20 protein-coding genes are annotated in these 21,934 nt (G+C 63.1%); 13 read left to right on the forward strand and 7 right to left on the reverse strand.

Annotation, left to right across the window (positions count from 1 at the left end; genetic code table 11):
• Window positions 1-21 precede the first annotated feature (21 nt).
• The 6 genes from U0034_RS25885 to U0034_RS25910 all read right to left on the reverse strand — a co-directional run bounded on the left by U0034_RS25885 (window position 22) and on the right by U0034_RS25910 (window position 7,306).
• On the reverse strand, window positions 22-1,287 hold the full coding sequence (locus U0034_RS25885; RefSeq protein ID WP_233211816.1) for an MFS transporter: 1,266 nt from the start codon (window positions 1,285-1,287) through the stop codon (window positions 22-24).
• A 419-nt stretch (window positions 1,288-1,706) separates the two neighbouring features.
• Window positions 1,707-2,843, reverse strand: a complete 1,137-nt coding sequence (locus U0034_RS25890; protein ID WP_102622860.1) for an FAD-dependent oxidoreductase — start codon at window positions 2,841-2,843, stop codon at window positions 1,707-1,709.
• Between the two features lie 187 nt (window positions 2,844-3,030).
• On the reverse strand, window positions 3,031-3,600 hold the full coding sequence (locus tag U0034_RS25895; RefSeq protein ID WP_158243475.1) for a flavin reductase family protein: 570 nt from the start codon (window positions 3,598-3,600) through the stop codon (window positions 3,031-3,033).
• 43 nt (window positions 3,601-3,643) lie between these two features.
• Window positions 3,644-4,564: a 2-dehydropantoate 2-reductase gene (locus U0034_RS25900; protein WP_085229402.1), complete on the reverse strand. Its 921-nt coding sequence runs from the start codon at window positions 4,562-4,564 to the stop codon at window positions 3,644-3,646.
• Window positions 4,565-4,599: 35 nt separating this feature from the next.
• Entirely contained in the window at window positions 4,600-6,351 is a 1,752-nt protein-coding gene (locus U0034_RS25905) for a carbamoyltransferase family protein (RefSeq protein ID WP_085229403.1), read from the reverse strand.
• 55 nt (window positions 6,352-6,406) lie between these two features.
• Window positions 6,407-7,306: a transglutaminase-like domain-containing protein gene (locus U0034_RS25910; protein ID WP_085229404.1), complete on the reverse strand. Its 900-nt coding sequence runs from the start codon at window positions 7,304-7,306 to the stop codon at window positions 6,407-6,409.
• Window positions 7,307-7,724: 418 nt separating this feature from the next.
• Between U0034_RS25910 and U0034_RS25915 the strand changes: the two genes are divergently transcribed.
• From U0034_RS25915 to U0034_RS25970, 12 genes are all read left to right on the forward strand, one after another.
• Entirely contained in the window at window positions 7,725-8,006 is a 282-nt protein-coding gene (locus U0034_RS25915; RefSeq protein ID WP_158243476.1) for an acyl carrier protein, read from the forward strand.
• A 22-nt stretch (window positions 8,007-8,028) separates the two neighbouring features.
• Complete coding sequence (locus U0034_RS25920) at window positions 8,029-9,105, forward strand: hypothetical protein (protein WP_085229406.1); 1,077 nt, start codon at window positions 8,029-8,031, stop codon at window positions 9,103-9,105.
• 10 nt (window positions 9,106-9,115) lie between these two features.
• Complete coding sequence (locus tag U0034_RS25925) at window positions 9,116-10,087, forward strand: beta-ketoacyl-[acyl-carrier-protein] synthase family protein (RefSeq protein WP_085229407.1); 972 nt, start codon at window positions 9,116-9,118, stop codon at window positions 10,085-10,087.
• Window positions 10,084-11,442, forward strand: coding sequence for an MATE family efflux transporter (locus U0034_RS25930; RefSeq protein WP_114718002.1), 1,359 nt, complete (start codon window positions 10,084-10,086; stop codon window positions 11,440-11,442). Before U0034_RS25925 ends, U0034_RS25930 begins: the two co-directional genes overlap by 4 nt.
• Window positions 11,439-13,019 carry an AMP-binding protein gene (locus U0034_RS25935; RefSeq protein WP_158243477.1) on the forward strand — a complete coding sequence of 527 codons (1,581 nt, stop codon included), beginning with the start codon at window positions 11,439-11,441 and terminating at the stop codon, window positions 13,017-13,019. Before U0034_RS25930 ends, U0034_RS25935 begins: the two co-directional genes overlap by 4 nt.
• Before the next feature lie 41 nt (window positions 13,020-13,060).
• Complete coding sequence (locus tag U0034_RS25940) at window positions 13,061-13,807, forward strand: acyl-CoA dehydrogenase family protein (protein ID WP_085229413.1); 747 nt, start codon at window positions 13,061-13,063, stop codon at window positions 13,805-13,807.
• Window positions 13,807-14,877, forward strand: a complete 1,071-nt coding sequence (locus U0034_RS25945) for a hypothetical protein (RefSeq protein ID WP_176072558.1) — start codon at window positions 13,807-13,809, stop codon at window positions 14,875-14,877. The genes U0034_RS25940 and U0034_RS25945 overlap by 1 nt, the downstream gene beginning before the upstream one ends.
• A 10-nt stretch (window positions 14,878-14,887) precedes the next feature.
• Window positions 14,888-16,102 (forward strand): acyl-CoA dehydrogenase family protein, encoded by a 1,215-nt coding sequence (locus U0034_RS25950; protein WP_085229416.1) that lies wholly within the window; start codon window positions 14,888-14,890, stop codon window positions 16,100-16,102.
• A 75-nt stretch (window positions 16,103-16,177) separates the two neighbouring features.
• The gene (locus tag U0034_RS25955) at window positions 16,178-17,251 is read left to right on the forward strand and encodes an LLM class flavin-dependent oxidoreductase (protein ID WP_085229417.1); all 1,074 of its coding nucleotides are present in this window, start codon (window positions 16,178-16,180) and stop codon (window positions 17,249-17,251) included.
• 59 nt (window positions 17,252-17,310) lie between these two features.
• Entirely contained in the window at window positions 17,311-18,429 is a 1,119-nt protein-coding gene (locus U0034_RS25960) for a cupin-like domain-containing protein (protein WP_085229418.1), read from the forward strand.
• A gap of 63 nt (window positions 18,430-18,492) precedes the next feature.
• Window positions 18,493-19,767 carry a pyridoxal-dependent decarboxylase, exosortase A system-associated gene (locus U0034_RS25965; RefSeq protein WP_233211817.1) on the forward strand — a complete coding sequence of 425 codons (1,275 nt, stop codon included), beginning with the start codon at window positions 18,493-18,495 and terminating at the stop codon, window positions 19,765-19,767.
• A gap of 46 nt (window positions 19,768-19,813) precedes the next feature.
• The gene (locus tag U0034_RS25970) at window positions 19,814-20,527 is read left to right on the forward strand and encodes an ABC transporter ATP-binding protein (protein ID WP_085229419.1); all 714 of its coding nucleotides are present in this window, start codon (window positions 19,814-19,816) and stop codon (window positions 20,525-20,527) included.
• A gap of 5 nt (window positions 20,528-20,532) precedes the next feature.
• On the opposite strand, the gene U0034_RS25975 is transcribed toward U0034_RS25970, so the two are convergent.
• The gene (locus U0034_RS25975) at window positions 20,533-20,769 is read right to left on the reverse strand and encodes a hypothetical protein (RefSeq protein ID WP_233211818.1); all 237 of its coding nucleotides are present in this window, start codon (window positions 20,767-20,769) and stop codon (window positions 20,533-20,535) included.
• Window positions 20,770-20,781: 12 nt separating this feature from the next.
• Between U0034_RS25975 and U0034_RS25980 the strand changes: the two genes are divergently transcribed.
• Window positions 20,782-21,912 (forward strand): ABC transporter permease, encoded by a 1,131-nt coding sequence (locus U0034_RS25980; RefSeq protein WP_233211819.1) that lies wholly within the window; start codon window positions 20,782-20,784, stop codon window positions 21,910-21,912.
• Window positions 21,913-21,934 lie beyond the last annotated feature (22 nt).

Consider the following 21,934-nt stretch of genomic DNA (forward strand, 5'->3'; position numbering starts at 1 on the left):
AAGCCAAGCTTCGGCAAGGTCTCAGACTTCGGCCTTCGTATGTCCAAGGCTTCGGACCACTGGATCGATCGGGGACGGCTCCCGGATCCAGACGAGCGCGGCAAGGGAAATGAGGCTGCATGCGGCCATGTAATGCGCGGGTGCCATCGGGTCGCCGGTCTCGCCGATCAACCACGTGACTACGAATGGCGCGAAGCCGCCGAAGATCGACACGCCGACGCTGTAGATCGTGGAAAAACCGGTGCATCGAAAGTGCCTCGGGAAGCTCTCCACGAGGAGTTGAAAGCAAGCGCCGGAGCCCAGCGCGAGGCAGCCCGCAAGCGCTGAGATCGCGGCGAGCGCGACCGCTTCGTGAGTGGTGTGATTCAGCAGCCAGAACACTGGATAGATCAACGCTGCCCCCAGCAGTCTTGCCGCTGCTACGAACGGCTTGCGGCGTGTAAGGCGGTCCGATAGCCGTCCCGCCAAAGGCGAGCCTATGATGAGAACCGCGCCTGCTGCGCAACTGGCGAGAAAGGAAGTGGACGCGGGCATGTGCAGGGCAACGACCAGGTATGTCGGCATGTAAAACACGACGATGTACATGGAGGCGGTGCCGCCCACCATCAGCAGGATTCCGCAAAGAAGCGATTGGCGGAACGTCGTGAAAATCGGCAGGACCGTCCCGCCGGGCGCAGGCTCCAGCGGTCGCGTTTCGTGCAGCGTCCTGCGGATCGCGTAGCCGACCGGCCCGAGCAAAAGGCCAAGCAGGAAAGGCAGCCGCCACCCCCAGGCTTCGAGGTCTTCGGAAGACAGAAATGTCGAGAGCATGAAGCCGGTCAGCGCACCCATCAGCGCGGCACCGCCCTGGCTCGCCATCTGCCAACTGATCATGAACCCCCGTACCCGCCGCGGAGCGGCTTCCGCCAGCAACGCCGTGGATGCGCCGATCTCTCCGCCCGTGGAGAACCCCTGGAGCAACCGTCCGAGCACGACGAGCACAGGCGCGAGCATGCCGATTTGCGCGTAGGTGGGCGCGAGCCCGATGAACGCCGTGCCGGCTCCCATGAGCGCAATGGTCACCAGCATTGCCGGCTTGCGTCCCGCGCGGTCTGCATACGCACCCATCACGATTGCACCGAGCGGCCGCATCAAGTAACCGGCGCCGAACGTGGCCGTGGCCATCAGCAGCGATGCGAGCGGTGTTGCCGAGGGAAAAAATTGCTTGCCGATGATGACTTGAAAGAAGCTGAACAACATGAAGTCGAACATCTCCAAGCCATTACCCAGCGTAACGGATGCGATCAATGCGAAGTTCGACCTCGGCCCGCTCGCGGCCGTGCTGGCTGCGTCTCCAAAATAAGGGCTACGAGATTGCGACATCATGCTCCCGGTGGCAACACTTGCGATCGCGGCTTGGTCTTTTTCTTTACAACGGCATGGCGGGCGGTGCAATCATAAATCACCTGTCGTGACGTGTGCGCGAACTTTGTGTCGATGGCGGGCGGATAGCGACGATGGGCGCGGCACGAGTCGCCACGAATCGGCACGAATCGCCACGAACGCCGGCGCGGACAGACCGTCCAATACATCGGCATCGCTTTGCGAGCGTTGCCGCCCGCAAATTCGCGATGCCAAGGGCCGCATGCGGCGACGGGCGGCGTCCGTGGACCAACGGGACGCCGGACGCCACGAGCGGAGAGCGATCGGAAGCAGGGAGTCTCGCGCTAAGCGACGAGCGAGCAGTCCATGAAACGCGAGTTCCCGGATGCGAACAGATCCGCCACGCGGTCTGCCACCTCGACCGCACATCCCCAGGAGAAGGTCACGCCGGCGCCGCCATGACCGTAGTTGTGAATGACGGATGTGCCCGGGACCTGCTCGAGTCGCACATTGCCTTTTCTGAATGGGCGAAGCCCAACGCGCACCGGTTCGACAGGATCGATTTCGGCATCCTTGAGCATCGGCAGGAACTCGGTGCAGCGCTCGTAAATACGGCGCACGGGTTCGTAGTTGTGCAAGCCGATGTCCGTCTCCCATTGGTCCGCTTCCGCTATCGCACCCAGAACGATGCGGTCTTCGCCGCGGGGGACGATGAAGACGATGTCCTGGTCGCTCGTGACATTGTCGTGCGAGACGCAAAACGCCTGCGTCAGCTTGGGCATTCGCGTGCCGTCGTTGACGAGGCGAATGATCGCGCCGCGCAGCGGATACATCGATTCGCCGGCCAGCTCGCGCGCGCCCAGGCCCGAGCAGTTCACGATCACGTCCGCGTCGAAGGCACGTTTCAGTGCGGATTCGATAAGCCTCAGATCGCCCTCGATCTTTCGCTCGATTACTTCGATGCCGGCGGACCGCACTTGCAGCAGCAGCCATTTCATATAAACGTCGGTGTCGACCATGGGCGCCAGATGTCTATACGCATCAACAAGCCCGATATGAGGGTTCACACCGTTGTCTTCTATCAAGCTCGTGCCGCGCACGAAGCCGGGCACCTGTGCCTCGATCTCTTTCATCTTGGTCAGATGGAAGTCGTTTTCCTCGATGAGGTTCCTGAAGTAGAACGTCACCGGGCGGACATAGACGCCGGCATCGGGGAGCGCGGATAGCGCTTCGAATTTTCTGAACGACGTCATGCACCACTGTTTGGAACGCGCAAGCGAAATCTCGTCATGGTGATAGCCGCATACGGCAGGCGGCCATTCCCAAAGAGCCCCCGCGACATTGGACGTGATCTGCGGCGAGAATTTCTCGGCGACCACGGTGGATGTAATGCCGCGATCGCGCAGGCACAGCGCGGTCGTCAGACCCGAAACGCCGGCCCCGATCACAAGCGCGTGCCGTTTTTCTGATGAAGGATTCACGATGTCTCCTGGCTCGATTGGCAAGCCCGAATGGATGTAAACGAACGGGACGGCCGGGGGCCGAACGCCTGCTGCGCTCGGGCGATGTCCGTCGAGTTGATTCAATCACCGCCTGCGCGCAGGCGCTCCACCAAAGTTGCGAACCTGGACCTTTCTTGCCATTATTTCCTCGGTCGCAGGCAGGCGTTCACGCCGCGGTTACGGGTATGAGCGAAGCGGGCAACGTGTTGTCGGTATCGCGCGCCGGCAGATCTCCATGGCACGACGGCACACTCAAGTAATGCCCTGCACAAAATGCGAGCGATGCCCGGCCCGAGCGCAATGCCTGCGTCACACGGCCGATGTGGACGACGTGGTCGCCGCACGGATATTCGGCAACCTTGACGCACTCGAGCGAAGCGGCGGTCCCGCGCAAGAGAGGCGCGCCGCCGCTGCCCAAGGCGTAGTCGATATCTCTGAACTTGTCGTCGCTCGGCTTGGCGAAGTGGCGCGACATCCACATCTGGTCGTGCGCGAGAATGTTGATCGCGAAGCGCGAGTTTTCGCGAAACGCCGCATAGCTTTTCGACGCCGTTGCCTGGCACCACAGGATCAGCGGCGGGTCGAGCGATACCGAACTGAATGAATTCGCGGTCAGGCCGTGCTTGGCACCCATCGCGTCGCAGGTGGTGACGACGGTCACGCCGGTGGCGAACGTTCCCACTACGTCGCGAAACGTCCGTTCGTCGAATGTTGGCTTGGTGATGCGATCAGACATGACTGCCCCCCCGTCTGTCCGTAGACTGTGCGTCGAACTCGCGCTATGCCGGGTGAACCGTGTCCCGGTACGATCGAAGTGCCGCGTGCGCATCCGCAAACAGCGGTGCTGCGGCCGCGCCGCGCTGCGCGTGGCGGAGCACATCTTCGAGAAAACGATCGGACTCGATCGCGCGGCTGCGCAAATCGTCAAAAATCAGATCGGCCAATGTGGGTTCCGGTGCGTCCAGAATCATGCGCGCGCGTGCCAGCGCCATTGGACGCAACGCAAACCCCGCCGATGACGCAATAGTGCGGAACTCGCTCAGTATCGGCGCGGCCAGTCTCCCGTGAGCCGCATCGCCGCGTCGGGCCGGCGCCACGCGCGTAAGTACCGTCATGCAAATGGCGGAGGCGACGAATGCGAATTTCTCCCACATCTCCAGGCGGATGTGCCGTGATGCAGCCGCCCCGAAACCCGCGTCGGCGAAGAGCGAAGCCAGGGCGTCCACACGCGGCGACGGCGTGCCGTCGAGTTCGCCGAGCGTCAGCGCGTGCGAATCGTTCAGGTGCCGCACGCCCCCCTCGGGTGCCAGGCTGGCCGCGAGCGTGCACTGGCCCCCGAGCACACGCTCCTGGCCGAACGCATGCGCGATGTCGTCGATATGCGCGATGCCGTTCAGCAAAGGCAGGACCGCCGTTGCGGTGCCGACGGCGGGAGAAAGCGCGGTCAGTGCGTCGCTCAGGTCGAACGCCTTGCATGCAATGATGACCAGCCCGTAGGTGCCGTCGATGGTGGTGGCAGTGACGCACCGCACCGAGGGAATCGCACAGCTCCCAAGCGGGCTTTCGAGGCGAAGGCCCGCTTGCGCCAGTTGCGCGGCTCGCCGCGGTCTCACCAGGAACGTCACGTCCTTGCGAGCGGCGAGCAACCGTGCGCCTACATAGCCGCCGATCGCGCCCGCACCGACAATCAGGATGCGCATATGATCAGGTTTCCGTTGCGAGTGTCGTCGTGGGTCTATTTCTCGATCAGCAGATCGTCGATAAAGAGCGCGTCGATTCCGCTCGTCAGGAATACGGCCAGCGCGTCCTCCACCGAATGCGCGATTGGTTTGCCCATCACGTTGAAACTGGTGTTGAGCACGAGCGGGACGTCGGTGAGACGATGGAACGCCTCGACCAGCGCGTGAAAGCGCGGGTTCCATTGTCGTTTTACGGTTTGAAGGCGGCCGGTCCGATCCGCGTGCACCACGCCCGGAACCTGGGCCAGCACCCCATCCCTGAACCTGAGGGTGCGCTCCATATAGGGCGACTCGTCATAGTCGTGAAAATAGTCCGGGCCGCATTCGTGAAGAATTGCCGGTGCGAAAGGCCGGAATTCTTCCCGGAATTTGACGGTTGCATTGATCTTGTCCTTGACCGAAGGCGAGCGCGGATCGGCGAGGATCGATCGATTGCCCAACGCGCGGGGACCGAACTCGGCCCGCCCCTGTATCCAGCCGACGATCTTGCCGTCCGCGAGCAGCGCCGCCGCGCGCTTCGGCGCATCGCCGTCACACTGGGTCAGCTTGCCCGCTCCGCTGAACGCAACGACGTTGCGCAGCGTGTCGGCGGACATCGTCGAACCGAGGTACGGCGACATCGGTTCGGTACGACGCGGCAAGCCCGGGTGATCTTCCCGGTAGGCGAGCAGCGCCGCGCCCACGGCGTTGCCGTCGTCGCCAGGCGCGGAAAACACGTGCAGCTTCTTAAAGGGCGTATGCGCCAGAATCCTTCCGTTCGCCGACGAGTTCAACGCACAGCCGCCGCCGAAGACGAGATTGTCGGAAAAGCCGGTTGCATGCAGGTTCCCGAGAAATTCGAAGAGCACTTCCGAGAAGACCTCTTGGCCTGCGTAAGCCAAATCCGCGAACGCCAGGGCGGGTTCGCCGTCACGGCGACGCATGGCATGAAGCTCCGCCTGCAGTTGCGCCATGCGAGCCGGTGCGGCGAAGCGGATATTGAGCCCGTCCACCGTAACCATCTCGCGCAGCATCGCATGGAGCGATTCGTCGTGACTGCCGTAGGCGGCCAAGCCCATGACCTTCCATTCTTCACCGCATAGATGATTGAAGCCGCATGCCTCGCATATGAGGCTGTAGAAGATGCCGAGGCTCGCCCAGCCGGCGCCTTGCGGACCCTCGATGGGCGTCAGTTCGCCTGCGTCATAGCGAAAGCAGGCAAACGAACTGCGCTCGCCGAAGCCGTCGAGCACTGCGCAAAGCGCGCGGTCGAAAGGGCTGCTGAAGCAGGCGGCCGCGGCGTGGGTCAGGTGATGTTCGAAGCGCCGGCGCTCGATCGGCGTGCGCTCCCAGCCGTCGCGCTGACTCAGATCGTATTCGAGCAATTGGCCCGGATGATCGAGCAGAGAGCGTTGAGACCGGAAATAGAATTTTTGCCGGCTCAACTGGCGCCTGAGTGGAACGGGCGCTTCACCGAGCATTGCCCGGTAGCGGTGTTCCATTTCCGCGGTATGTTCGAGATTGCGCTCCATGATGCCAGCCGTCTCGTCACTCCAGCTCGTCGCAATCACAAGTTCGGCGTGCGGATCGCAGTGCGCCTCGATCAATTCGGCGGTACGCATGAACAGATCGGGGGCGATGCCGATCGTGCGCTTGTACTGCAGATAACGTTCGGTGGCTTCTGCGAACACCACCTCGCCTTGCGCGTCGACAATTGCAATCGCCGAATCGTGAAAGGAGTTGGCGATGCCGATGTAGTTGCGTTTCATGGAAGATTCCGCCTGTCAGAGGCTATGACTCACCGGACCCCGCGGACCGGTCCCTTCACACGGTGATCGAATAGCGGCCGAGCACCGGGCTGAAGCTATGAATTTCGGTGCCGTTGGAAATATCGGTTACATCGCGAAATAGATCGATCAACTGCCGGCATTCCAGATCGAGCCGGCAATCGGTGGCGGCCGCACGGTCCAGCAGGTCGAGAAACGCGCTTCCGTCGGCGGTGCATCGCGGATCGCTGAATTCGTAGTAGCGTCCCCACTGATCCCACATCAATGTCTCGTAGCCGGCGAGCGATGCGAGGTCGTACATCACGAAACTGAGCACGAGCCATCTGCTCGGGCGCTCGCCGAGCTGGTGGCCGCTGAAGGCCTGGGGGGTTTGTTCGCCGGCGCGAAGCTGACGCCATGCTTCGCCTGCCGGCATGAACAGCGAACGCGGCAGATCGTCGGGCGCGAACGGCGTATCGGAACCACGTACGTAAGGCATACGGCTTTCCGCCAGCAGCCATTCGCTGCCATTCCAGTACTCGACAACCGCGTGATTGTGCAGCGGGTTCTTCCGCTGATACAGCATGTGCGCAAACCCGAAACGCACGCGCGCCGGAATGCCTTGATGGCGCATGAACGAACAGAGCAGCACCGCTGTGTCGCGACAGGTGCCGAGCAGCCGCTGGTCGGCTGGCCGCCGCTGGCTCAATGCCGCTTCGTTCAGGCTGAAGATGCGCTGGAGCATGGTCGACACCAGACGCGAGTCGACTTCGTGTCTGCGCTCGACCAGCGTCTGCTTGTCCAGTGCCGCTTCGTCCGTCTTGAAGTGGACGATGAGCCCGTCGACGATTTCGACGAGTTCGCGAATCGATTGCGGCAGTCCTTCGATCTCGACTTCGTAGGGATGTACGGAAGTCACGATGCTTTGCTCGCGATAACGCGCTACGTAATCGGACACGCCTCTTCTCCCGTGAAATCGGAGCGATGTTGATCGGACAGATACATCGTCATTGAATCAGCGACGCCTGAGCTTTGCTCCACAAAAATTGCGAAAGTTTGCCTTTCTTGCGGTTTAGTGGAGCGCGGTCCTATCGGCCCGGATGGCGAGTGGGTCGCACATCGACTGTTTCCGCTGTCATGACCGCAGCCGAGCCGATACCGGTAGGACATGAGGGTGCGGCGCCTGTCGAATGCCATCAAAAATAACGGCAAGAAAGGCAAAGTTTCGCAAGTTGTGTGGAGCCCGCGGGTCGAATTTCCAATTAACTAGGGCCGTTGGGAATCGAGCGCGCCGCGCGGGATGCCCGATCGGGTGATGGGCAAGCCGTTGATCAATCCGCCAAGTGGGATAAAAAATGTCGAACGCCGAAAACAGTATGAAAGAGACGATTCTGGCAGCGATCAGTGAAGTGACGGGACGTCCGATTCCGGACGGGGGCGTGAATGACGATGCCAGCGTGTATGAGCTGGGTATCGATTCGATGAGCCTCGTCGAACTCATTTTCAAGCTCGAGGCCGAACTCGAGATCGACATTCCGCTCGCGGAACTCAACGAGAGCATCTTCGAGAGCCTCGCCGCACTGGTTACCTACCTCGAAAGCCGCAAGCAGGCGATGGCCGGGGCGGATTCGCTTGCCCCCGCAGATGCGGCAAAGTAATTCCGGCCGAGCCTCCACCATCATGCAACCGTCGGTTCACAGGCACGTTTCGGGCTCCGTTTCCGGCCTTGCGCTGAACACGCTCGTGCCGGCATGCCGGCACGATCTCGCCGACGAGCAATCGAATTTCGCGCATAGGCGGCACGGCACGCTCGAAGGGCTCGGGCCTGCGCATCACCTGGTCGCGCTCGCATTGCATCGAGGCAACTACGCCGCGACCATGGAGGTGCAGCCCGATTGGCGTGCTCGACTCGTGCGCGAGCGGGATGACACCGGGACGATTTTCGTCGAGCACGACATGCCGCTCGGCGACATGATGTCGTACGTGGCCGAGCCATTGCTCGGCAGGCTCGCGCCCGCGGGCAATCTCGTCATCAACTGCCAGAGCACCCGCGAATCCGTATTCGGCTCGTCGAATGCGGGGCGGATTCTCAGCGAGGCATCGCGTAGCGGCCTGGGTTTCACGGTTGGGCAACGGGGGCTCGTAGGCGGCATTCAAGCCCTCGAAGCCGCGCTCGTGCTCGGGCGCAACAGCCGGTTTTCCGGTACCGCGCTGCTGTGCGCCGGCGACAGATGGATCGACATCTATCCGCGCATTCTGGGCAAGTGGGCAACGCTGAGCGATGGCGCCGCGGCGGCGGCCTTCACGATCCGGCCGGATGCCCCTGAAAACCTGTGGATCCTCAACGATCGTGTGTCGAGCTACTCGATCGACGCGCTTGCCGACGCCTCGCACGAATCTTCCGTCGCGCGCATCCATGGAGAACTGGTCGAACGGCTGTCGACATTGATCGATGCATCGTCGATGGGCCGCGGCGGGTTGCTCGCGATCGCATCGCCGAGCGTCTGCGGCACGCTTGGGGGCGACGTCGAACGGTCGCTGGCGTCGCGCTACCCGCTCATTGGCGCGGGCAGTCCGCCCGAGCGCACACATTTCGGCTCGGCGAATGCGTTGATCAATCTGCAGCGTGCTGTCGGCGGGCACGAAGGCACGGCGAACGCTTATGCGCCGGACGCTTACTTGACCTGGGATTGCGATCCATCGGGGCTCTTCGGCGCGGTCATCGTTGCCCGTTCCGCATTCGACACCGCACACTGAGGAGGTTTCGTTGAACTTGTCCGTCGACCAGCCCGCCGAGGCCACGTTTAGTCCGTTCGGGATCGCCCGATTGGGATCGTGCTTCGGCGATGCGACTATGGAACTGGACGATCTGACGCATCGGGAGATCTGTTCGGTCGAGGAAGTGGATGCGATCCGGGCCGCCGGCAGCCGCCAGTTCTTTCGCTCGATGACGTTGTCGATCGAGGAACTCGCCGTGGATGCCACCCGCAACGTCTTGCGCGAAGCCGGCATCGAGCCCGCGGACGTGGGCTTTCTCGTATTTTGCAGCACGGTATTCGAGAGCACCGCGCTCTATCCGGACGTGATCGCATCGCGGATCGCCGACGGAGCCGGTTGCGTGCATGCAAAGACGTTCTCCGTGCAGCACGCGTACTGCGTGTCCCCGTTCGTTGCGTTGCAGATTCTGAAGGAGTATTTCGGCGAACGTGAACAGCCCGCGTACGGCGTGGTCGTCTGCGCGGACATGATCGGCAAGAGTGCCGAGTATCTGCGGCCCATCGGCGTGCTCGGCGTACACAGCGATGGCGCGGCCGCGATGCTCGTTACCAATCGGAGCCCGGAATTTCAGCTGCTGGATACAGAGATCTTCATCGATCCGGCCCGTTTCCAGGGGCGAAGCGACGACGGCAGAATCCAGCACGACGTTCGCTATTTCATGCTGCTCGCGAAAGTGCTGAAGACGTTGCTCAATCGTTGCAATGTGGATTCGATGGACGATGTCGCGCTTTTTCCGAACAATCTCAGCGCGCCGTCGTGGCGCAAGATCGGCCAACTGCTGTCGATCCGCGAGGAGAACATACTGCTTGGCGAGATGCCGCGGGTTGCGCACGTATTCGGTGCGGATCCGTTCCTGAACCTCGCGTCCCCGGCGTGCGCCACCGATCGTCGCTATGCGTTGCTGGTGGCGAGCGGCATTGCCGGCGCGTTCGGCGCGGCTCTCATGCGCAGGTGCTTATGAGTTCGAACGCCGCCGCCTCGCGCCCGCCGTCGGTCGCTTCGGCACTGACCGAAAGCGCTGCCGCTCTCGTTGCGCAACTGTCGATCACGCTGCTCGGGTTCATGGATGCATATTTCATGGCGAAGCTCGGCGTCGAGACGCTGGCCACCATGTCGTACGTCACCGGCTTCGTGATTCTCGTCAACGCGTCGTTCGGCGGCGCCCTGCAGGCCTTCCTGATCGTTGGCGGCGGCCGGCTCGGCAGCGGCGACAAGCCGGGTTTTTCCCATACGGCGCGCGCGGCGATGCGCGCGGGCATGCTGCTTTGCGGCGTTGCCTACCTGACGATTCTCGCGGCGATCAGCCTGTTGTCCAGCATCTCGTCGTCGGCGCCTCGCGGCGCCTTGGTGCTTGTCGTGCTGCTGGCACCCGGCATCCTGCTGAATGCCGCATGCCTGGTGTTCCGGCTGAAAGCGATGCTGCTGAAGGCACCGGCGGTGCTGGTGGCGATGTCGCTCTCGCTGGTCGTGGCGAAGTTCATTGCGCTGACGCTGATATTCCATCTGCACCCGTTCTCCGATCACTACCCGCTCGCGGCGCTCGCCGGCAGCAGCTTCGCATCGGCACTCGTGTGCCTCGCGGCCTCGTGGGCGCTCGACCGGTGGCGCTTCGTGCAGATCAATCTGCATCGCTCCGATGCCCGGGCGGTTGCCGCGTTCGTGAAACGGATTATCGTCATCGGTCTGCCGATCGGCGCGGTGATCGTCCTCGAGATGTCGGTGCTCGGCATCGGACAGATGATCCAGACGCTGCTCGGTGTTCGCTTCGGCGCAGCCTTCGGGTTGGTTATCCAATTCGTGCTTCTCGCGCAGACGGTTGCCGTGGCGCTCGGTCAAGTGACGACGATCCATGTTTCGATCGCGTGCAACATGCGGGATCGCGGCGCACTGGCTCAGGCCGTGAAGATCGGCGTGATGTCCACGGCATTGCTACACGGGGTGATTGCCGTCGCGACGATGGCCGCGCCCGGCGCGATCATAGAGCTGATACTCCCACAACGGCTCACGGCGGACGCGGCGCTCGTCGATACGCTCGCCGGTTATCTGCGCTACGGCGCGGTGTGCCAGCTGATGCTCGCGATGGTGGTCTGCCTCGCCTCCATCCTGCGCGGCATGGACGATCTCGGGCATCCGATCGCGACCATCGCAATCAACTATCTCGGCCTCGGTGTGGTTTTGTCCGCGGCTGTCGCATACCTCACTCCACTGCGTGACCTCGGCGTATGGATCGGCATTGCCGCATCGCTCGCAAGCAGCGTCACGTTTCTCGGCCTTCGCGTGGTAGGCAACGTCAGACGACCGGAGCTGCTGCAATGACACAGGAATTCTTGACACCGCTCTTCGAGATCGACGATGGATTTTGCATCGTCTACAAGGGCGAGGCGCACGTGGGCACCCGCCTTCGCAGCCGGGTCGATGCAACGGCGGCCCGCCTGCGCGCGCTCGGATTGAAGCCGGGCGGGCGGGTCGCCATATGCGGCCCGAAATCGGTCGATCTCTGCGTGCTCATGCTTGCGACGTGGGCGCTCGGCGGCGTGGCCGTGCCTCTCTTTTCGGGGCTGAAGGCAAAACAGATGCGCCACGCGCTGAACGACAGCGAGCCGACGCTCGTGTTCGCGGCCTCGCGCGACTTCGATGTGGTGGCCCAGGCGCACGATGGCACGACGAGGCCGCTCGAGCGCATCGATGCCGGGGATGCGCCCGGCACGCAGGCGGGTAACGGCGGTGCGTGCGCCGATTGGCCGGCCGTTCGGGTCGCGGATGCCGACCCCGCGCTGATCGTGTACACCTCGGGTTCGACTGGCCAGCCAAAGGGTGTCGTGTTCTCGCGCAGCAACCTCGTGCTGGGAGCCAAGTCGGTCGCGCGCTTCATGCGTCTTGCGGCTGACGATCGTGTTCTATGCCTTCTTCCGTTCAGCTTCGACGCGGGCCTCAATCAGTTCCTGAGTGCGCTGATCGCGGGCGCAACGGCGGTCTTGATCGATTTCGTTCACGCGAGTCAGGTCGAGGAGTGTTGTGCCGTTCAGCGCATTACCAGCATGACCGCTGTGCCGGGACTCTGGAGCCGAATCGGCATGGCGGCGTGGCGCGACGACGCGCGCTTGCACATCCGCCGGATCGGCAACACGGGCGGGCATCTGCAAGCGGATCTGCTGCGGCGGTTGCAGAACGTCTTCTCGAACGCGAACGTGTTCCTGATGTACGGCTTCACCGAAGCATTCCGCGCGACCTGTCTCGATCCCGCTTATGTCGCGGCAAAGCCGCATTCGGTCGGGCGGCCGATTCCCTTCGCGAGCGTGGCCGTGGTGTCCGAAGACGGCCGGCTGTGCGGGCCGAACGAGGTGGGCGAACTCGTGCAGTTCGGGCCGCTCGTGACGCTCGGCTATCGCAATTTGCCGGAGGAAAACGCGGTGAAGTTCCGTCCGATTCCCGACGGGCTTTTGAGCGCCCTGATGGGGCCGGCGGGCCGCCGCTATGGATTCGACCCGACGCATGCGGCGACGGCGGCGTGGTCCGGCGACCTCGTCAGTATCGACGAGGACGGCGACATCGTTTATCGCGGCCGCAAGGACGACCTGATCAAGGTCAACGGTTTTCGCGTCTGCGCGGGCGATGTCGAAGATGCGTGCATCGAAGCGGGACTGGCGATCGCGATTGCGATTGGCGTGACCGGGCAGGACGAGGAGGGCATCGTCGTTTTCGCCAAGGCCGGAGATGCCTCGCCCGGCGAGCGCGAAGTCCGGGACCGGCTGCGCGCGAGCCTGCCGGCGTACATGGTGCCCCGTCAGATAGTGTTCATCGACGATTTCCCGCTGACAGCCAACGGAAAGTTCGACCGGCAAGCGCTGCGGTTGCTGGCGCCGCAGGGAGCACAGAGCGGAGCAACGGCGTGAATGAGCATTGCAGATTTCAATTCCTCGAGGGTGCGAGCGCTATGAAACCCGGCTTCGAATACGACGGTTGGCTTTGCATCGACGATCTGCTCGGCACGGACCACCCCCGGCAGGCGTTCTCCGGAGCACAGGTGCGGCCCGCCAAACCGGGCTCGATGGCGTGCGACGGCGACGTTGCGCCGCTGGCGGAAAATGCGATTCGGCAACGCTGGCGCGAGATCGTCGCCGCCGCGCATCACGATCTCGGACGCCTGGCGCTGCTGCTGGACATACACGGCGATACGCGGCCGGAGGCCGACCCCGAAGCGTTCGCACGCGCCGTCGAAAGCAGCTGCGACCGGTTGACGCCGCATGCCGGTTCGGGGGACGCGCAGCGGTTGCTGCCCCGCGCCTGCGTGCTGGCGGGTCTGGGCGGGCGCTTGATCCGCGATGCATACGATTACGCGAACACCCGCGTGGTGATGGGCAGCGCGTTGATCGGCTATCAGCTCGTCTGCGCGAAGTTGGCGGACATGGCCATTGCCGACGAGATCGTCGAAGAGCGGCTCAAGGCGGCGTTGGATGCGCCGACGCGCCCACGTGTGCAAACGGGTTGGCGCGGCGTGCCCGCATTGAGCGCAGCGCAACACCTCGCGGAGATAGGGCGGTGCATCGGCACGGTGATCGGTCTTTATATCGACATCCATGCAGGTCATGCATTCGTTCAGCGTCGCGCATCGGTGCCCCGTCTGGCCCTTGCGCAGTCGCTGCTCGAGGGCATGGGGGCCGTTCAGCGGGAGGATGCGTGATGCGACTGGCGGCGGAAATTCGCGTCGACGCGCTCCACGACAGCGAGCAGATCTGCCGCCTCGTGAACGGAGTATGGGCCGCGCAGTATGCCGACGCGGCCGTGCTGCCCAAATGGACGCCCGAGTTCTTCGACTGGCAATTCCTGCGCGTACCCGACGCGTGGCCGGCCATCTGCCTCGGCGTTTATCGCGGCGCGGAACTGGTCGGCATTTTCTGCGGCGACTGCTGGTCGCTGCGAATGGACGGGCGCGAGACGCGCGCAACGCTTCTGTCGTGCGTTTCGGTAAGCGCCAATGCTCGCCATCCGGCGGTTGCGGAAGCAGGGCTCAACGGGCTACGGGAATGGTCGGAGCGCCTCGGTTCGGAGTACTTCGTCGGCTTCGTGAATCCCGCCTCGTCACATGCGGCAGGACGGCGTTATTGGACCACGCGGCGCGGGTACGCCCATGCGTTCTCGAAGCTGTGCCGGCAGTGGCAGATCAATCCGATGAGCGTGCCCGATGGGGCCGGTGCGATGGGCGGGCCCGACGAGGGTGACAAGGGCGGCGAGGGCGGCGAGGGCGGCGAGGGCGGCGAGGGCGGCGAGGGCGACGAGGGCGCGAGCGGCGATCTCGACGCGGCCGTGGCGCTGCTGAAAGCGCGTTTGCATGCGCCCGCCAACGATGGCATTGCCACGCTGAGCTGCCCGGAAACGCGCTTGCGGCATCAATTGAGCTTCGATCGGATCGCGCGGACCGTCGTGGTCGAGGAACGCGGCAGGATCGGCGTGTGCTCGTTTTACATACTGCCGATGCATGGTGAAGGGCATGTGGGGTTGTTCGACTTCATCGCATCTTCAGACGCGGACGACATGTTGGCCGACAAGGCGTTCGCACGCGCGATCGCGGCCATGAAGAAGAGCCGGTGCCATCGCGCTTTCGTTCTTGGTTCGCCGAACCACGACGATGCGCTGCTCGAGCGTCTCGGCTTCCATCCGTGCTTTCCGACCTATGCGCCGCTGATCGTGAGCTGGGACAAATCCCGGCCGATGCCGAAGGAAGGCGCGTTCTGTTCACCGATTTACCGCTAAGGGGACCGCTATGATGATGTGTTCGATCGTGCAGCGAGCGCTGGAGGAGCGGCCGGCGCTGCAGCGTCTCTATACGAACCTTCGTGAATGCGGCCGGCTCGCGGACGAGCTTGCCGACGTCCCTGCGCAATTCTTTCGCGGGCTCGACGTGGCGGGTCTCAACCGCAACGGCATGGCGGACATCGATACCGGACCCAACGCGCGCAAGGCTGGCGATCTGTGTGTCGTCAACGAGGTCAATGGGCACGCGGACCCCGCGCTGGCTATTGCATTGCCGGGCGGAAGCCTCACGCTCGCGGTGATCGATTTCGCCAGCCGCGAGCAGAAGGACCGGATCCTGGCGCTGTTGGACTCCGATCGCCCGGTATGGGGCGCGTTCGCCATGACGGAGCCGTCGTCGGGCACCGACGCCACGCGGATGAGCACGATAGCGACGAAGGTCCCGGGCGGGTACCGGCTGAACGGGGAGAAATGTTTCATAGGCAACGCGGGGCGCGCTGCTTATGTGATCGTGTTCGCAACGGTTGCCCCGGAAAAAGGCCAGTTTGGCATCCGGCCATTTTTCATTCCCATTCCGTCCGCGGGGCTGGAGATCGACGATAAGGAACGGATGCTTGGATTGCGTGCGGTCCGCGCGAGCCGTATTACGTTGCGAGACTGTTTCGTGGCCGACGCCGATGTGGTCGGCGCCGGTACGAAGCTGGATCCGGCGCGCTCGTTCAGCTATGCGCAAGCCAGCTGGAACGCGATGCGGCCATGCCTGGGATCGTTGATAGTCGGCGCCACGCAGCGGGTGCTGGACGACCTGAGCGAAGGGGCGGGGGGCCACACGCCGACGCTGCGCGCCGGTGTGGCGGCGACGCTCGACGAATACGAGGGCAGGCTGTATTCCGCACGGCTGCTGTGCCGTCGCGCGGCTGCCTTGATCGATGCGGGGCAGCCGTCGCTGATCGCATCGTCGATCGCAAAGGCCTATGCGGCCGATTGCGCAAGAGCCTGCATCGAGCACGTGATGAACCTGCGTGGCATTGCAGGGCATCCGTTGGTGGCCGATTTCGCCCGCTGGCGCCGCGATTTCCACGCATTCAACATCATGGAGGGGACCGGCGATATCCACCGCATGATGATCGCGCGCGACAGAAACCGGCAGCGCACCGGGCTCGTTGCGCTTTCCGACGGCGCGGCGCGGGCCGCGCGCGATGCCGACGCGGTGCAGCTTGCGTAAGCCGATCGCGCCATCGCGACCACCCAGACACCGCGACGATTCCGGTGGTGCTCAACCTACCCACGCACAGGTGCCATGAAGTTCTCCCTCTTTTACGAACTGCAGATGGCGAAGCCGACGCCCGACGAGGAAGCCAGGCTGATCGCTCAATGCGCACGGCAGGCGGTGATGGCCGACGAACTGGGTTATCACTGCCTATGGGCGGTCGAGCATCATGGGCTGTACGGCTACTCGCATTCTTCTGCGCCCGAGGTTTTTCTGTCGTACGTCGCGGGCAAAACGCGCAAGATTCGGCTCGGGCACGGGATTTCGCTCACGCCGCACCGGTACAACCACCCGATCCGCGTTGCCGAACGCGTCGCGATGCTCGATGTCCTGTCGGGCGGCCGCGTGAATTGGGGGTCCGGCCGGAGTTCGAGCAACATCGAACCCGAACTCTTCGGCGCATCGCGCGACACGCTCGAATCCGAATGGAGGGAAGCGCTCGAACTGGTTCCGGCCATATGGCAGAACGACGTGTTCGAATGGAACGGTCAACACTACAAGGTGCCGCCCACGCGCATCCGGCCGCATCCCGTGCAAAAGCCGCATCCGCCCATGTTCGCGCCGGCATTCTCCGACCACTCGCTGCTGTCGGTGGCCGAGCTGGGTCTTGGCGCGCTGAATTTCAGCCTTGGAAGCTTCGACGAGATGGTCGCGAAGATCGGGCGCTACCGGGCCGCACTTGCGAATTCGCCGGCGAGACCTTACGCGCGCAACGATTGCTTCGCGGTCACGGTGAATACCTGTGTTTTGCCGAACGACCATGAAGCATGCCGGCACGGGTTCCGGGGTGCCCGCTATTTCAAGGACGCGTTCAACCTTTACTACTACCGAACGCCATTGCCGCTTTCCGCGCCGATGAGCGTGAACACCGACGATCTCGACGATCAGACGCTGGCCTTCACGAAAAAGATGCGCATGAACCCCGAGACGCAGCTTCTGTCGATGATCGGCGATCCCGCCATCGCGCGTGAAAAGGTGCGGCTGTTTCAGGAAGCAGGCGTAGACGAATTGCTGCTGTGCATGCAACTGGGCACCGTACCGCCGGAAATCGTGGAACGGTCGCTGATCTGCTTCGCGGAGCAGGTCATGTCGCATTTTCTCTGAAGAGTGCGCATCGCATACGCCGCACGGAAAGTTCCAATCGCTTGGGAGCCGATACCGACATGAGTACCCTCGACAATCTCCGCACGCAACTGCAGGCGCTCTACTATCCGCCATCGAGGCACGGGACGTTGAAGTTGTCGGTGGCGGCACACCCTGAGCTCGATCTGTATTTCTCGATGACCGACGCGCTCGACGTGCTCGACGTGGGAAGGGGGCCGACGGTTGCATGCGAGGCCGAGTTGCGGCTCAGCCTGGGCATGATCGACTACATCCTCGCAAACGCGCAGACATTCGACCCGCGCGATCCGCCCTACGTCAAGGCGATTCGCGCGCAAGGCGATATGGGCCTCGTGCATCACTTCATGCAGTTGCTGAAGCGGCCGACGCCCGAGATAAGTGCGATTCACGCCGGCCTTCGGCAGCGTGTCTACGACACGAGCCAGGGCATCGAGGAAAGCGACTACATCGATCCGGATGCGGTGCTCGATGCGATGGCCGAGAGCCGCCCGCTGTGTTTGCGCGGGGTGTTGAATTCTCCGCTCGTCGAACTGGGCGAAAGCGGGTTCGTCGAGCAATTCGGCAACGTCATGTTGCGCCAGAACGGTGTGAGCGGCCGGCAGGAATCGGTGGCCGATATCGCCGCAAAGATACGAGACGAATCGGTGGACCGCGTCTATCTCAACGGCGTGGAAGTGCCGCAAGTCCTCGCGCCGCACGTCCGGTTCCCGATGTTCGACGAGCGGGCATTCTCGATCGGCTTGTTGTGGTGGGGAAAGAAGACGTCGAACGGCGTGATCACCAAATTGCACAGAGATTTTCAGGTTTCTTTTCTCGCTCAGATTTTGGGGGAGAAGAAGCTGCACCTCTTTTCCCCGGATCAGGCGGAGGCATTGTACGCGGCGCCCGCGTTCAACCTCTATCAGCTGTGTCAGGTCGACCCCGGTTCGCCGGACCTTGCCCTCTATCCGCGGTTCGCGGGTGCGCGTGCGCTGGAGGTGTGCATTGGCCCGGGCGACATGCTCGTCATTCCGACCGGCTGGTTTCATTGCGTATGGGCGTTGACGAACGTGCTGTCGGTCAATCGGTTCATGGAGGAGGCCACGCTTGCCGAGCTGCGAACCGGCGAATCGGCGAAGCGGCTGCGGCGCGATCGCGCTCAACTTTCGATGAACGGATAAACGAGTGGAAGTGGTGGTGCCGCGCAAATCTCCGGGCACGCCGCTTCGCCTAGCGGAATCGAGATGATGATCAATGCCGAAGTAGAGAGTGGTGTGTCGATGAACGACGACGAAGCGTCCTACCGTTCGCCGATTGCGGCTGCATGGCCTTGCACGCAGGATGGCGAGTTCACGCTGGCGGGCATGCGCCTCTCGGAGGTCGTCGAGGCAGTGGGCGGCACACCCTGTTATTTATACGATCGCGCCCGTATCACGGAGCGCATACACCGGTTGAGACGGGCGCTGGATCCGGCGGTCGAGCTCTACTACGCGATCAAGGCGAATCCGATGCCGGCGGTGGTGGGACACATCGCGCACCTGGTGAACGGGTTCGATGTCGCTTCCGCCGGCGAGATGAGGGTCGCACTTGATGCGGGTGCTCGCGCGGCGGATATCAGCTTCGCCGGGCCGGCGAAATCCGACAGCGAACTGGAACAAGCCTATGCGGCAAACGTGCTCGTGAACGTGGAATCCCGGCGCGAGCTGGATCTGCTGGCGAAAAAAAGCGAGCAGAACGGACGCGCCGCCCGCGTTGCGCTGCGTGTGAACCTGCCTTTCGAACTGAAGGCGTCCGGCATGCAGATGTCCGGGGGTGCGAGGCAGTTCGGGCTCGACGCGGAAACGATGCCCGAGGTCATTGCGCAGACGGTCGCGCTCGGGCTCGAATTCGAAGGTTTCCATCTCTTTACCGGTTCTCAGAATCTGCGCGCGGAAGCGGTCATCGAAGCGCAGCGCAAGAGTTACGAGTGGGCGCGCGAACACGCGGCGCTCGCCCGCGAGCCGATCAAGTCGATCAACCTGGGCGGCGGGATGGGCATCCCCTACGGCGACAACGATGCCCGCATCGACGAGAAAGCGGTCGTCGATCATCTGAATGCACTCGCTGAAAAAGCGCGCCGCGACTTCGGCAAGATCAGCCTCGTGCTCGAACTGGGGCGCTACCTCGTCGGCGAGGCCGGGCTCTATGTGAGCCGGGTCGTGGATCGAAAGCGCTCGCGGGGCAAGACGTTCGTTGTTGTCGACGGTGGGATGCATCAGCACTTGGCTGCGTCGGGAAACTTCGGCCAGGTGTTGCGAAAGAACTACCCGATCGCCATCAACCGGAAGCCGTTCGGCGACGAGACGATCAGTGTCGTAGGCCCGCTTTGCACGCCGCTCGATTTGCTTGCGAACAACGCAAAGCTCGCTCATGCGGAGCGGGGAGATCTGGTCGTCATTTTTCAATCGGGTGCTTACGGACGCAGTGCCAGCCCCTCGGCGTTTCTTGGCCACCCTCCGGCACGAGAGGCCCTGATCTGAAATGAGAGAAGCCGTGGATCGTCGTGAAACATCGGGAGACGAAGCGATGCAGGTCGCCAGCTTGAAGCATGCGTCGAGGTCGTACGGGAAAGGCGCGGCGAGGGTCGACGCGGTGCGGGACGTGAGCGTCGACATTCTCGGTAACCGGTTCACGGTACTGTCGGGGCCGTCGGGAAGCGGCAAGACGACGCTGTTGAATTTGATTGGATGTATCGACCGCGTGAACGCGGGAAGCGTGACGGTTGCCGGTGTAGAGGTGACTCGAATGCGCGACAACGCGCTATCCGATTTCCGTGCTTCGCAGATCGGGTTCATCTTCCAGAACTTCAATCTGTTGCCCGTGCTGAGCGCGGCCGAAAACGTCGAATATCCGCTGACGTTGCTCGGCACGCCCGCGGCTGCGAGGCGTCGTACCGCCATGGAACTGCTCGAGGCGGTGGGGCTTGCAAAGGAGGCCCGGCGACGGCCCGGAGAACTGTCGGGCGGGCAGAGGCAACGCGTCGCCATCGCGCGCGCGCTGGCGACGAACCCCAAACTCGTTCTCGCCGACGAGCCTACCGCGAACCTCGATAGTCGCACGGGAGCGGAAATCATCGAATTGATGCGCACCATGCAGCGCGAGCGTTCGACGTCGTTTTTATTCTCTTCCCACGATCCCAACGTGCTGTCGAGCGCGGACGACGTCATTCTGATCAAGGACGGCACGATAGTCGACACACGCCGCAACGTCCAGGATGCCCCCACCGGAACACGGCCATGAAGACGCTATCGATCGCTTTCAGAAACCTGCTTCGTAACCGGCGTCGCTCGACCCGTACGCTGCTCGCGATGGTCATCGGCCTGACGGCGGTATTGCTGTTCGGCGGGTACGCGCGCAACGTCACCTATGGCTTGCAGACGAACTTCGTTCGCGGCGAGGGCCATCTGCAGATCCAGCGCAAGAACTACTTTCTTTATGGCGCGGGCGATCCGATGGCCTACGGAATCGACCATTACCAGCATGTAATCGACGTTGTGCGCAACGATCCCGTGCTGTCGCCGCTGGTCACGGTCGCGACACCGATCCTGTCGGTGAGTGGCATTGCGGGAAATTACGGCGCGGGGGTTTCCAGCACGGTGATTGGCCTTGGAGTCGTCGTAGCGGACCAGAATCGTATGCGGCAGTGGAACGATTACGGCTTTCCGATGCACTTCCGGCCGCTGTCGCTGACCGCCACCGCGGCCAACGCAGCGGTGATCGGCATGGGCCTCGGGCGTATCCTGCGGCTTTGCGGGCCGCTCGCCATTCCGAACTGCGCGTTGAACGACGTGCACAAGGTCGGCGCCGGAGCGACCCCGCCTGACGACATCGCTCAGCTTTCGGCCATGGCGGCGGCAGACATGCCGAAAACGAAGCGCGCGGGCATCCAACTGCTTACAGCCAATGCGTACGGCGCCCCCAACGTGGCGCAACTGGCGGTCGTGAAAGCGGAAAGCCAGGGCGTTCGTGCGGTCGACGACCGTTATCTGCAGTTGCATCTGGAACAGGCCCAGAAGCTGATCTATGGCAACGACCCCGGCAAGGTGACCGCGATCGCGGTGCAGTTGCGGCATACCGCCGATCTGCCGGCGGCGATGCAGCGCATTCGGCAACTGGAAGCCACCACCCTGAAGCAGGACGATCTCGACGTGCTCGATTTTCGGGTGCTCAGCCCGCAATATCTGCAGATTACGGGCATGTTCCGGGCCATCTTCGGATTCGTCACGTTGCTGATCGGTGTCATCGTGATGTTCATGGTCGGCAACACGATGAGCATGGCGGTCATGGAGCGCACAGTCGAGATCGGCACGCTGCGCGCCATGGGCTTGAGGCGCCTCGGCGTATTGCGGATCTTTCTCATGGAAGGCGCGTTGCTCGGCCTCTTGGGCGCCGCTGTTGGCGTGAGCTGCGCGCTCCTCGCCGCATGGGCAATCAATCATGGTGGTTTTCGATGGACACCCCCCGGTGAAATCGACGCCGTGCCCTTGACCGTCCGAGTATTTGGCGAGACTCGGATGATCGTTGGCTATGCGGTGGGAATCGTGGCGATTTCGGCGATTTCCGCGTTTTGGCCGGCGCGGCGCGCCGCCCGGATGCCCATCGTCGATGCACTGTCGTACGCCTGAGAAACGTGAGGAAGCGGAGACG

The sequence above is a fragment of the Trinickia caryophylli genome (assembly GCF_034424545.1).
Lineage (GTDB): Bacteria > Pseudomonadota > Gammaproteobacteria > Burkholderiales > Burkholderiaceae > Trinickia > Trinickia caryophylli.